We start from the raw sequence: 12440 nt of genomic DNA on the forward strand, positions 1-12440 counted from the left end.
ATTTTGTCTTTTTTTGTCATCTTTCTTATTCTTTCAAATAATGAAATGGGGATTGCAATTATTTGCAATCCCCTGCTTTTATATGTCATAGCTGTTTCCAATCCCGTAACGTTTCATCTTCCTCCACAGAGTGGTGGTACTGATCTTCATTGCTTTTGCCACCTCAGTTCTTCTTCCGTTAAAACGTTCCATCAGCATCTCAATACGGAGTGCTTCCGGATTCTGGTTTTTTACGATCTGCCCGCTTCCATTGTCTTCACTGGTAATTGGATAGAGCTGCTGTAACAGATTCTGTACCATCCCCTCTTCCACTTTTCTTCTATGGGCAGTGAGAACCAGCCGCTCGCAGAAGCTCTCCAGCTGCAACAGATTTCCTTCCCAGAAATACTCTTCCATCACACCCAGGGCAGCCTCACTGATTTCCACATATCTGGAATAGGCAGTATTGTATTTTTCAAGAAATATGCCGGTAAAACGGCGGATTTCTTCCGGCTCCTTCCTGATCGGGGGAAGGGAAATCTCTAAAGCAGAAAGATAGAAATATAAATCCTCCCGGAACTTACCTTGTTTTACAAGTACTGCCAGCTCTTTTCCGGCGCATGCAATAAGTCGTACCGGCAGAACACGCTTTACCATAGAATCACGGTCCCAGAAAAGCCTGTCGCGAACGGCTTTAAAAAGCAGGTACTGACATTCCAGAGACAACCGGTCCACCTCTTCTAAAAATACGGTTCCAAAAGCCGCGGCTTCCAGAGCACTGACCGGCTTTTTCCTGTTTTCCTCTCCAAAACCGAACAGAACCTGTTTCTGTTCCTCCGGCGAAAGTGTGCTGCAGTTGATATGAATAAACGGTCCTCCTTTTTGAGGGCTGTTATTGTGAATTGCTTCGGCAAAGATTTCTTTTTCCGTGCCAGTCTCTCCGTATATAAAAACCGGGTTTTTAGAAATTCCATACGCTCTTGCCAGCTTAATGCACCGTTTTATCTCCACGGACTCTCTGAGGATATGATGATAATTATGAACTGCAAGATGACTGCCTGCCAGCTTAGCCCCTGATTCTGACCCTTCCTCCCGCACTGCCATACGAACCTTATGGCAGGTCAATATGGCTCCGCTGTAATGTCCGTCGTACTGAATGGGGGCCCCGATTACCATCAGCAGCTGGCTTTTTATGGAAAAAGAGGTAGAATAAAGTTCTTCTCTTCCGCTTAAGATCCCATTGATACTTTCTGTATCGATTCCATCAAATACCTTGTCAATGGGAAAACCGATCACCTCACTGGTTGGTCTCCCCAACAACTGCTCAATGACCCGGTTTACTGCCACAATTTCCTGATAAGCATTTATTTTAATGATCCCGCTAAAGGATGTGTCAAGAAGGGTATCGATCTGCGCCTTATTGTGTTTTTCCTGCTCTGCCAGTTCAAGCATGTGAACAGCCAGTTGAAGTGCTTTCTTAATGGACTCTTCTCCCGTTTCCATAAACAAACTGGGAAAACCAATTTCAAATGCTATCTGATTGGTTTTTACTCCGCCGATAATTAAGTCCACACCGTCAATAATAGCCTGACTGACTAAGTTTCTCGTATCTTCCAGTTCATTCAGTTTATAAAAATGCAGTTCAAAACCAAACAGCTCGTCCAGTTCATCCAGACTTTCAAACATGTTTTCAAATGCCACAATCCCGATGGAAGGGTGATCCTTTTTCAGCATATTTTTTGCTTTTAAAATCATAAAACCAATTTCACGTACCGTTATGGGCATTTCCACAACCGGAATGTTTAAACTTTCTTTAATCAACGTAGCTTGCAGTCCTCTGGCTATGATAACCCGGGCGCCTGCCTGAACAGCCTCTTTCGCTTCCACGACTGCATTTGAATTATCCACTACCTTTAAAAGCTGAACTTCAGTTTTTTCTTTTTCCAGCACGTTCTGAGCATATTTTAAAATGGTCTGCCTTGGTAGAAGAATCGCTATCTGCTTCATATGTGTCCTCATTTCACAAAATTTCAATGTTGCATATTTTTATATTGATAAATCCTATCACTTTTATTATAATTGCATCATAAAATTATTTCAATTTATTGTTTTGTAACCTTTACTAATTTTTTCTAATAGATTCAGGAGGGTATCATGGACTTACGCCAGATTGATAACATCATTGCCATTGAACAGGAAAAAAGTATATCAAAAGCAGCACAAAAATTATTCCTCACCCAGTCAGCCTTAAATCAGCAGCTACTCCGTCTTGAAAAGGAGCTTGGCACCCAGCTGTTTGAGCGGAAAAGCCACTCCATGGTCCCAACTGTTGCAGGACGAATCTATTTAAACACAGCCCGACAGATGGTAGATTTAAAGCAGGAGACTTATAAAATCATCCATGATATCTCAGGCGAGCGGCGGGGGGAGATCTCCCTGGCCTATTCACCGGAACAGGGATCTCTTATGTTTTCCAATGTCTATCCCATCTTTCATGCTGCCTATCCGGAAATCACCTTCCGGATCGCAGAAGCACGGGTAAAAAAGATGGAACAGCTCCTTCTGCAAAAAGAGGTAACACTTGCATGCCTGGCATATTTTGGAAACCACAAAAATCCTGCCATTGAATATAACGAGATGGAGGAAGAATTTATTGTGCTTGGACTGCCCATCAGCCATCCTCTTGCCTGTCTTGCAGGAGAACGAAGTTATGATACTTTGCCGTCTATTGACTTAACTCTTTTAAAAGATGACAGCTTTGCATTGATTGCCCGCGACTCCAGAATGAGAGATCTGGTAGATGAGTTGTTTGAACGGGCAGGCTTCATTCCCAATATCCTGTTTGAATCCGCCTCTACCCAGACGGTTTATAACATGGTAAAGCAGCAGATCTGCCCCGCATTCTTCCCCCAGTCTTATGTGGACGCGAATGCCCCCATCGCCTACTTTACAGTTCCTCCAAGGTATACCTGGATGCGTACCATTGCATATTTAAAAGGCAGTTATTTAACAAAACCGGAAAAATATTTCATGTCTCTTGCAATTAATTATGTAAAAGGAACACTGGAAATTTAACTTCTGCCTCTATGTATGATCATAAGCTTTTAAAAGCAGTTTGATAAGATCTTTCACAGGCTTTGATAGAATACTGCTTTTACGGTAAGCAATTACCAGATAAAAAGCTGCCGGATGAGTTAAGGGCAGGCAGACGTAATTGCCTTCTCCTTTTCTCATGGACTCCGGTAAAAAGGCAATCCCCTTCCGGCAGCCCACCATATGTCTGGTTACTGTCAGATCATTGGATTCGCAAAGGATGGACGGAGTAAACTGCCAGCTGGAAAATATTTCATTTTCGCAAGTGCGGAAGGTGCTTTTAGCCGGGTTTAAAATAAATGAATCGTCGGAAAAAAAGGAAAAGTCTAATCCATTTTTATAAATCTGGTTCAGGCAATGGTGATTGTCCGGCACTGCCAGTACCAGATTTTCTCTCCGCAGGGGTATGTATTCCAGCATACTATGAGAAAGCTCCCTGGTCACCATGACTGCTAAATCTGCCATACCGTTAATCACATAATCCTTAGCAATATACCCGTCTGCATCTATGGTATCTATAAAGATATTCTCATGTAATTCAGCCAGTGAAGGAAGCACCTCCTTTGAAACTGCAGGAAGCAGATCATTGCGGTAAATGACTGTAAATTTCTTTTTTCCCGAACAATTTAAATTTTCAATTTCTTTTAATGCGCTGCTATAGAGACTGAGGATATATTGTGCTCCATTTACATAGATTCTCCCTGCATCTGTTAGGAGATAATCATTTTTATCTTTATAAAACAGCTTTGTCTGAAGCTCTTCTTCCAGTTTTTTTAACTGCTGGCTGATTGCCGGCTGGGTAACAAACAGCTTTTCTGCTGCTTTTGATAAATTCTTCTCCTCTGCAATTGCAATCACATATTCTAACTGCTGAGTATTCACGGGTTCTCCCTCCCATTCTCAAATTCATGGCAAATCTCTCTTATATACCCACTATATGCAGGAGTATAGGTTGGATTATTCATATCCTGTTTCATAACCAGATAAATAAAATACCGTTCCGCTTCTGACAAAGCTTTCCCCTTTTTAACAATCGCTCCAAGGCCCAGATAATATCTGGGTGAAAGCGAAAAATAAATAATCTTATGATCTGACGGTGCCATGGATGACCGGGGAATCAGCCCCACTCCTGCTCCCTGGCGTATCATATTGCTTAGTACCAGGTTATTATTGGTTTCAAAAACAACTGTAGGTTTCATTTTAGCAGTAAGAAAGATGCTGTCAGATATTGCCCTGATAGAGGTTCCCTGGCACATAAGGACAAAAGGCGAATCGGAAAACTGGCCGATTTCGATTTGAGTCAGCCTGTTGCCACATTTGCCTGCCAGACTGGCCAATTTATGAAAAGACGGTGCGCTTAAAATGACTTCCTCTTTATACATCATAACAAAATCCACATCTTCTTCTTCGCTATCATAACAAGAACCTAATGCAATATCCACATCTCCCGCTATCACATGCTTTCTCAAATCTTTCATATAACATTCTTTTATTTCTATTTTCACATTAGGAAATCGTTTGTTGAACTGAGTAAATATCTGTGCTACCAGAACAGCTCCCCGAAGGGGTGTGGCGCCTATGACAATTGTTTGATTTAATTCATGAGACAGAGTACGAATTGCCAGGTACGTCTGATCCTTTGCCTCAAGAATCTGGTTTGCAGTATCTATATAGATCTTTCCTGCGGGTGTGGGAATCAGCCACTTTTTATCCCTGATAAACAGATCTGTTCCAAGGCTTCTCTCCAGTCTTGATAAATAAACACTTAACGTAGGCTGGGAGATCCCCAGTTTTCTACCTGCTGCTGAAATGCTTTTCTCTTTTGCTAACGTCGTTATATAAAGCAGGCTTTTTGTATTCATCCTGATCAGCTCCTTAAAACTTCTATAGCTTTTACTTATAACTTTTATAGATATTACTGAATTGAACCTTATTAAATATTACTATATAATCCGATCTGTAGCCAACTTACAAAAGATAATATGCACAATCCAGGCGCCCATTTTCATGAAGGATACGGTACATTATACTTTTGCACAAAAGTATTGGAGGATTTTAGTAATGACGTATGAAATGATAGTTGTATTGTTAATTCTGGTATTTATGGTTGTTATGCTGCTGTCTCATGCAATTCCCTATGGCGTAACAGGAATGATCTGCTGCGTGGCTCTTGTACTGACAGGGGTCAGCGATATCCCCACTGCATTTTCCGGTTTTTCCAACAGCACAACCATTATGGTGGCAAATATGCTGGTAGTTGCCAGCGCCCTTGGAAAGACCAGCCTGATTCACAGACTTCGTCAGGCAATGAACCGTCTGCAGGGCAAAAGCGGTATTGTCCTGGTACTTGCAATACTTCTTATTACCATTGGCTTATCCCAGTTAATGGGACAGATGGCCTGCCTTTCCATGATGCTTCTGTTTGTTCAGACCCTTGACGACGATAGCGACATCTCTCCGGCCCGCATGCTTTTTATTGTCGCTTGTGTAAATACAATCTGGACCGCAAAAATTCCCATTGGTATGGGTGCAACCATGCCTGGAACCATTAACTCTTTTTATCAGGGCATGGTGGAAGCAAAAGACTTACTTGGCATCACGGATTATCTGAAAGCAGGATTTTTCCCCGCTATAGCAGGTACTATTTATTGTCTTTTTATGTATAAAATAATTCCCAACAGTAAAATTGACAGTTCTCAGGTCAGGGAAGTAAAAGAAACAGATACTATTTCTAAGAAACACGAAGCAATTATCTTCCTGGTATTTGCTGGCGTTATTATGGGATTTATGTTTGGCAACCAGTTGGGCAGCAATATCAGTAATATTTTACCGGCAGTTGGTGTGCTGATCTTAATTGTCACCGGAGTTCTTTCTGTAAAAGAAACTGTTACAACTCTTACCGGTGACATGATATGGATGATCGCAGGTATGTCAGTCATTTCTTCTGTACTTGGAAAAACCGGCGTGGGAGAACTGATTGGACAGACTGTCCTCAGCCTTCTTGGGGAAAATCCCAGCGGTATATACGTTACAATTGTTTTCTGTGTAGTCACAACCATTATGACAAACTTTCTTTCCAATCTTGGAACAATGGCTCTCATGTGCCCCATTGCGGCGGCTACAGCGTTAGCAGGAGGAATGAATGTAAAGGCAATTGTACTGGTTACGGCTGTATCCTGCTGGTTTGCAGTTGCTATGCCCACCGGCTGTTCTGCTGCCATGATGGCTTTCGGAATAGGAAACTTCAATGCATTTAAGCTGATGAAGTTCACTCTTCCCCTTGTACTTATTTTAATGGCAGCATTAATTTTAGGCGTCAATCTGTTTTTCCCAATCTTTGTCTAGAAAGGAATTATATCAAATGAAAAAATATATTAACCCTGGAAATCAACGAAAATCATTAACTTTGATTGATAACATCGTTTATTCACACCAGAAAGACTTACAGGTAAATTCAATGGAACTTAAGATGTCCATCCTGCTTCAAAACGGCAACAGTGAGATGAAACTTGCAGTCGGTGAAGATGACCCAAAAGAAAACCATGATCCAAAACCAGCCCTTCTGTGGATACCCGGAGGGGGCTGGAGAGGGGTGGATAAAAACCTGATGCTTGGTGAGATGAGTCAATTTACCGATGCCGGCTACGTAGTGGCATCCATGTATTACAGAAGCAGTGATGAGGCACATTTCCCAGCGCAGATAATCGATGTAAAAACTGCTATCCGTTTTCTTCGTGCAAATGCTTCAAAATATGAAATTGATCCTGATCGGATCGGCATACTGGGACGATCTGCAGGCGGACACCTTGCAGCTTTTGCAGCAATGAACACAGATACATTTGAAAGTGAAGAATGGTCCGGCTGGTCATCAAAAGTAAACGCCTGCTGCAATATGTTTGGTCCTACCGACGTAGTGGCACTCATGAGTGAGGAAGAAAAAAGTTTCAATAACCCCAGCAGCCGCTGGCACCGGATTGAGGATACCCATGGCGGAAAACTCATAGGCGGAGATCCTTCTACTATAATGGAACGTGCCAAATCAGCAAGTCCGGTTAATTATGTTAATCCTGACATGTGTCCAATGCTGATACTTCACGGCGACAATGATCCACTGGTTCCCCTGGAATTAAGCAGCGACATTCTATACAGCAGAATCAAAGAAGCCGGTATGGAAGAGAAAGCAGATTACTATATTCTGAAAGGAGCCGGACACGGTTCCAGAGAATTTTTCCAGGACGAGGTCAAACAGCTTATGATCTCATTCTTTGATCAGTATTTAAAATAACATGACAAAAATATGCTCCTTCTGAAACAGATAAAAAGAAGGAGCATATTTTTATTATACTATATCCAGAAAGGTCTTTCTTACCGGCGCAGGAAATGCCTGATTTATTTCCATAAGCTCGTCTGCCGTCAGCACTACTTCCCACGCCTTTGCATTGTCCAGTGCGTGATCCTTGTTTCCTGTGCGGGGGATTGCCACCACATTGTTATTTCGCATCACAAAAGCCAGAAGAACATTATAAACCGTACAATGATGGGCATCTGCAATGCGAACCAGCACAGGATTCTCATAGAGACCCTGTTTTAAACCACCCGCCTGTGCCAGAGGACAGTATGCCATGACAGGGACTTTGTGATCTTCCAGCCACGGGATTAAATCGTACTCAATTCCTCTGGAAGCCACGTGATAAAGAACCTGATTGATCTGGCAGTTACTTCCTCCTTTCACACTCCATAGTTCCTTCATATCGGCAGTATCAAAATTTGATACTCCCCAACGCCGTATTTTCCCTTCTTTTTTCAGCTGCTCCATACATTCCACCGTCTCACTTAAAGGAATACTCCCCCTCCAATGTAAAAGATACAAATCCAGATAGTCCGTATTCAGCCGTTCCAGAGTTTTGTCACAGCTTTTAAATATATTCTTTCTTCCGGCATTATGAGGATACACCTTAGATACCAGAAACAGGCTGCTGCGGTCAAAGCCCTGTATTGCCTCCGAAAGAAGCTCCTCTGCCCTTCCATCCCCATACATCTCAGCCGTGTCTAAAAGGGTCATCCCGGTAGAAATTCCAGCCCTTAAACTATCCAGTTCTTCTTTCCGCCTGTTTTTTTGTTCCCCAAGAAACCAGGTTCCCTGGCCCAGAGAAGGTACAGCTGTTCCATCGGGAAGTATTACACATTGACTCTTATTTTCCATTTTCTCCTCCTGTTCTTCTTCTCCAACCATGACAATTTATAATTATTTTATGAAAAGCCCATGGACCAGATAGGAATTGTAAGCATGGATAAAAGTGTGGATATCACCACACATTTGGTTGCAAATACATAATCACATTCATATTTCGCTGCAAGGATAGCTGATGTACTCCCGGCCGGCATTCCGGTCATCAGTACACAGATTGCCGTAAGATAGGTCTCCATCTTAAGTATTCTGCACAATGCCAGGGTTAAGACAGGCAGAACGATTAATCGCATAAGGGATATATAAAGAGCATCCCGGTGAAAGAGACTTTTTAAGCTCACCTCAGAAATCATCATACCGATTAAAAGCATTGTCAATGCCGTTGTACAGCTTCCTGCCGATCGGACTGCTCTGTCTAATGCCAGTCCCATTATGTTCAGTATGGTTTGGACAGCAAAAGGCAGATGAGACATAAAACCTGAATGTAAGGTTTCTATGGGTGCCTGAAACAATAGCAGAAACAGGCCGATATAAACGGCTACAATACAGGGATGAATTGCTATTTTTTTCACTACTGACTTAAAATCCGGACTTTCCGTAAAGCATGCAATTCCGGCTGACCACATCATGATCCGCATGGGAATAATGAATATAGAAGCATACATCATACCTTCCGCACCATAAATTCCTTCTGCAATAGGCAGGCCTAAGAACCCGGAGTTTGAGACTATGGTTGCGTACTGAAGAACCCGTTTTACTGCATGGGGCCTTTTATTATACAATACCCGGCTTAAAACATAACTTACGATCTGTACAAGAACAGACAGGAAAAGGACTGCCCCGAACCGGAGCAGTATTTTACTGTCAAATTTCATACGGAAAGAATTGATGATATTGCAGGGCAGAAAAAAATACAGCACGGCGTCTGTAAGCACCGTCTTACCTGATTCCTTTAAAATACCTTTTCTCTTTAATATGGCACCTGCCCCAGCCAGCAAAAACATCATGCACTGAAGAGACCATAATCCGGTTATATCCATTTTCTCCCCTTTTTACCCGTTCAGACTCATTCCGGCTCTCAGCATACGAAAGGTGCGCTGTGCCGCTCCCCGATATAGTTCTACCGACCGTTCCATTGCTTCCTCTATGGGCATTGCTCCCTGAATGGTTGTGGTAATACTTTCAATTCCGTATTCATAGATTTTTTCGGCCCCATCACCCATACCGCCTACGATAGCAACCGCTGAAATTCCTTTTTCCTTACACCGCATGCCGATTCCGCTTGGAACCTTTCCAAAGGCAGACTGCCAGTCCATTCTGCCTTCTCCTGTGACGACTAAATCCACTCCCTCCAGCAGAGTATCAAAGTGAATCAGATCAAGGACAGTTTCAATTCCTGATTTCATATTGGCATTTAAAAATACGTTTAAAGCAGCTCCAAGTCCTCCTGCTGCTCCTGTGCCCTTTATCTGGTCTACGTCAATACCTGTCAGCTCCAAAAGCTTTCCAGCATAGGATTTCATATTTTTTTCCAGCTGTTCCAGTATTTCCGGCGTCCCTCCTTTTTGTTTCCCAAAGGTATAGGTTGCACCGTTTTGTCCAGTCAGCGGATTGGTTACGTCACACATGACAGTAAACTCAGTCTCTTTTACCGCCGGATGAAGTCCGCTTACATCAATGCTGTCCACTTCTCCTAAGTCTTTTCCATAACCAGTCAGCTGATTTCCTGCTTTATCAAGGAATTTTACCCCAAGAGCAGTCATGGCTCCCATTCCGCCGTCATTGGTTGCGCTTCCGCCAATTGCAATGGCAATCTTTCGATAGCCTTCATCCAAAGCAGCTTTGATCAGTTCCCCTGTCCCATAGGTTGTGGTATAGAGAGGATTTCTCTTTTCTGCCGGAACCATGGGAAGCCCGGAAGCTTTTGCCATCTCAATAACCGCATGGCTGCCATGGAACACTCCATAATCTGCAGTTGTCTCTTCCATCAGCGGGCCGTGTACCAAAACCCTGCGGATCTGTCCATTCATAGCATCAATTACTGCCTCTATGGTTCCTTCCCCTCCGTCTGCCACAGATACTCCGTTGCACTCACAATCCGGAAAAATACGTTTTGCTTCTTCTGTCAGGATTCCTACTATCTCTACCGATGATAACGATCCTTTAAATGAATCAGATGCAAATAAAAATTTCATCGCCTGCCCCTTTCCTCTCACGCCTGAAACGAAAAACAGGCCGGCAGCCTATCAACAGCCACCAGCCTGCCCTCTTTCTACTTATTATATCAATCCAGCTGTTTCCATCTCTTTTCTGATCTGACTAAGAACAGGACCTTCCGGAGTGGCAACATTGGGTTTATAGGGAAGTCCAACGTCTCTTCCTCTTAAATTGGCCATATCCTTTGCAGCTACCGGGAAGCTTGCCGGATCCATGGAAAGACGGACCGGATTTAATTTAAACTGAGCTTCCAGAGAGCCTTGTAAATCACCTGCTACAAACTTATTGTAAACATCAGTAATCAGCTCAGGCATAAAGTTGGCAGCTGTGCAGACTCCGCCTACTGCGCCATGGCACATGGATGCATATAACAGCGTATCCTTTCCGCCGAATACTTTAAAGTCTGTTCCCCGGGTTCTGCGAATGAACTCTGCGGTCTGGGTGATATCACCGCTGGTATCCTTCATTCCCACAATGTTATCAAATTCCTTTGCCAGACGCTCAACCAGCCCCGCAGACATGGTATATCCCACACGTCCTGGATTGTTGTAAAGCAGCATTGGAGTTTCTGGTACAGATTCTGCAATAGTTTTAAAATGGTTATAAAGTTCTGTTTCTGTTGGCTTTAAAAACATAGGCTGAAGAACAGATATCCCTGCCGCCCCGTTCTCTACTGCCATTTTAGCCAGACGGCAGCATTTTTTCGTGCTGATGGCGCCGATCCCAAAGTAAACCGGAACTCTTTCAGCTGCCTGATCCACCATAATCTTTAATCCGCGCTCCATCTCTTCATCTTCCACTGCGTAGAACTCACCGTTGCTTCCAAATGCAAGAATTCCAAGAACGCCGCCGTTAATTACATAATCAACCTGATCTCTTAATTTTGCTTCATGGATCAGTTCATTTTCATCTATTGGCGTAAGGATTGGCACGATAACGCCTTTAATAAAATCTGTATTCATTATGATTGTCCTCTCCGCCCGGCTTATTTTAGTGGTTCTACCGTGGTATTAGCAATTTTCTCGTAATATTTCACGATGCTGGAATGATCCTCTTTATCAAAGCCGTCTGCTTTCAGTCCCTGCATAATCTCCATTAACTGACCTGTTAAAGGAACGGGAGAGCTTACATTATGAGCTGCATTCAGTGCATTATTTAAATCCTTGATGTGAAGTTCAATGCGGAAACCCGGTTTGAAGTTTCGATTCAGCATCATAGGAGCTTTTGCATCCATAACGGTAGAACCAGCGAGGCCTCCCCGGATCGCCTGATATACAAGCTCCGGATCTGTTCCTGCTTTTTTTGCAAAGGTAAGTGCTTCTGATACAGCTGCAATATTTACTGCAACAACAATCTGGTTTGCCAGCTTAGCCACATTTCCTGCGCCAAGCTCACCTACATAAACAACAGAGCCGGCCATGACCATAAGCATATCGTAATACTTGTCAAACAAATCTTTCTTACCGCCTACCATTACAGATAAGGTTCCGTCAATTGCCTTTGGCTCTCCGCCAGATACAGGAGCATCAAGCATATCAATACCAAGCTTTTCAAGCTCTGCACCGATGGCTCTGCTCTCGGTTGGATCAATGGAGCTCATATCAATGATTACAGTTCCTGGCTTAGCACCTTCTGCAACGCCGTTCTCGCCTAATACTGCGGCTCTTACATGAGGAGAGTTTGGCACCATGGTGATCACAACGTCACACTGGGAAGCTAATTCTTTACCAGTTTCAGCAGAAGCGGCACCGTTTGAAACCAGATCTGCAACCGCTTCTTTATTAAAATCAAATACAACTAATTCATGACCTGCTTTTAACAGGTTTTTTGCCATAGGTCTTCCCATGATTCCCAAACCGATAAATCCAATTTTCATATGCTTATCCTCACTTTTTCATTCTGTCTTCTGTGACCGATGGGTTCTTACCATCTCTGCTGTGATTATAGATAATTAATAGTGGTT

Annotated in this window: 11 protein-coding genes; 3 read left to right on the forward strand and 8 right to left on the reverse strand. The window is 43.0% G+C overall.

Going from position 1 to position 12440, the window contains the following annotated elements; all coding sequences use genetic code 11:
* Positions 1-78: 78 nt before the first annotated feature.
* A complete protein-coding gene (locus tag ACOAOT_RS15650) occupies positions 79-1986 on the reverse strand; it encodes a sigma-54-dependent Fis family transcriptional regulator (RefSeq protein ID WP_420217845.1) in 1908 nt (635 codons plus the stop codon).
* Positions 1987-2133: 147 nt separating this feature from the next.
* Here ACOAOT_RS15650 and ACOAOT_RS15655 point away from each other — a divergent pair, with 147 nt between their 5' ends.
* Positions 2134-3054: a LysR family transcriptional regulator gene (locus ACOAOT_RS15655; RefSeq protein WP_420217846.1), complete on the forward strand. Its 921-nt coding sequence runs from the start codon at positions 2134-2136 to the stop codon at positions 3052-3054.
* Between the two features lie 9 nt (positions 3055-3063).
* Here the strand turns inward: ACOAOT_RS15655 and ACOAOT_RS15660 are convergent, their stop codons facing one another.
* Together ACOAOT_RS15660 and ACOAOT_RS15665 are read right to left on the reverse strand one after the other, a co-directional pair.
* Entirely contained in the window at positions 3064-3954 is an 891-nt protein-coding gene (locus ACOAOT_RS15660; protein WP_420217847.1) for a LysR family transcriptional regulator, read from the reverse strand.
* Positions 3951-4934: a LysR family transcriptional regulator gene (locus ACOAOT_RS15665; RefSeq protein ID WP_420217848.1), complete on the reverse strand. Its 984-nt coding sequence runs from the start codon at positions 4932-4934 to the stop codon at positions 3951-3953. Before ACOAOT_RS15665 ends, ACOAOT_RS15660 begins: the two co-directional genes overlap by 4 nt.
* Positions 4935-5133: 199 nt before the next feature.
* Here ACOAOT_RS15665 and ACOAOT_RS15670 point away from each other — a divergent pair, with 199 nt between their 5' ends.
* Positions 5134-6417 carry an SLC13 family permease gene (locus ACOAOT_RS15670; RefSeq protein ID WP_420217849.1) on the forward strand — a complete coding sequence of 428 codons (1284 nt, stop codon included), beginning with the start codon at positions 5134-5136 and terminating at the stop codon, positions 6415-6417.
* A 16-nt stretch (positions 6418-6433) separates the two neighbouring features.
* On the forward strand, positions 6434-7357 hold the full coding sequence (locus tag ACOAOT_RS15675; protein WP_420217850.1) for an alpha/beta hydrolase fold domain-containing protein: 924 nt from the start codon (positions 6434-6436) through the stop codon (positions 7355-7357).
* A 54-nt stretch (positions 7358-7411) separates the two neighbouring features.
* Here ACOAOT_RS15675 and ACOAOT_RS15680 read toward each other — a convergent pair whose 3' ends face one another.
* The 5 genes from ACOAOT_RS15680 to garR all read right to left on the reverse strand — a co-directional run bounded on the left by ACOAOT_RS15680 (position 7412) and on the right by garR (position 12353).
* Positions 7412-8275, reverse strand: a complete 864-nt coding sequence (locus tag ACOAOT_RS15680) for an aldo/keto reductase (RefSeq protein WP_420217851.1) — start codon at positions 8273-8275, stop codon at positions 7412-7414.
* Positions 8276-8322: 47 nt separating this feature from the next.
* Positions 8323-9300: an AEC family transporter gene (locus ACOAOT_RS15685; RefSeq protein ID WP_420217852.1), complete on the reverse strand. Its 978-nt coding sequence runs from the start codon at positions 9298-9300 to the stop codon at positions 8323-8325.
* A gap of 12 nt (positions 9301-9312) precedes the next feature.
* A complete protein-coding gene (locus ACOAOT_RS15690) occupies positions 9313-10455 on the reverse strand; it encodes a glycerate kinase family protein (protein ID WP_420217853.1) in 1143 nt (380 codons plus the stop codon).
* A gap of 84 nt (positions 10456-10539) precedes the next feature.
* Positions 10540-11439, reverse strand: a complete 900-nt coding sequence (locus ACOAOT_RS15695; protein WP_420217854.1) for a dihydrodipicolinate synthase family protein — start codon at positions 11437-11439, stop codon at positions 10540-10542.
* 23 nt (positions 11440-11462) lie between these two features.
* A complete protein-coding gene (garR, locus tag ACOAOT_RS15700) occupies positions 11463-12353 on the reverse strand; it encodes a 2-hydroxy-3-oxopropionate reductase (RefSeq protein WP_349670092.1) in 891 nt (296 codons plus the stop codon).
* Between the last annotated feature and the right edge of the window lie 87 nt (positions 12354-12440).

The sequence above is a fragment of the Lacrimispora struthionigena genome (assembly GCF_048627165.1).
GTDB lineage: Bacteria > Bacillota > Clostridia > Lachnospirales > Lachnospiraceae > Lacrimispora.

Coding starts and splice junctions, on each gene's coding strand:
- ACOAOT_RS15650 (WP_420217845.1), bottom strand. CDS start 1,986: ATGAAGCAGATAGCGATTCTTCTACCAAGGCAGACCATTTTAAAATAT.
- ACOAOT_RS15655 (WP_420217846.1), top strand. CDS start 2,134: ATGGACTTACGCCAGATTGATAACATCATTGCCATTGAACAGGAAAAA.
- ACOAOT_RS15665 (WP_420217848.1), bottom strand. CDS start 4,934: ATGAATACAAAAAGCCTGCTTTATATAACGACGTTAGCAAAAGAGAAA.
- ACOAOT_RS15670 (WP_420217849.1), top strand. CDS start 5,134: ATGACGTATGAAATGATAGTTGTATTGTTAATTCTGGTATTTATGGTT.
- ACOAOT_RS15675 (WP_420217850.1), top strand. CDS start 6,434: ATGAAAAAATATATTAACCCTGGAAATCAACGAAAATCATTAACTTTG.
- ACOAOT_RS15680 (WP_420217851.1), bottom strand. CDS start 8,275: ATGGAAAATAAGAGTCAATGTGTAATACTTCCCGATGGAACAGCTGTA.
- ACOAOT_RS15685 (WP_420217852.1), bottom strand. CDS start 9,300: ATGGATATAACCGGATTATGGTCTCTTCAGTGCATGATGTTTTTGCTG.
- ACOAOT_RS15690 (WP_420217853.1), bottom strand. CDS start 10,455: ATGAAATTTTTATTTGCATCTGATTCATTTAAAGGATCGTTATCATCG.
- ACOAOT_RS15695 (WP_420217854.1), bottom strand. CDS start 11,439: ATGAATACAGATTTTATTAAAGGCGTTATCGTGCCAATCCTTACGCCA.
- garR (WP_349670092.1), bottom strand. CDS start 12,353: ATGAAAATTGGATTTATCGGTTTGGGAATCATGGGAAGACCTATGGCA.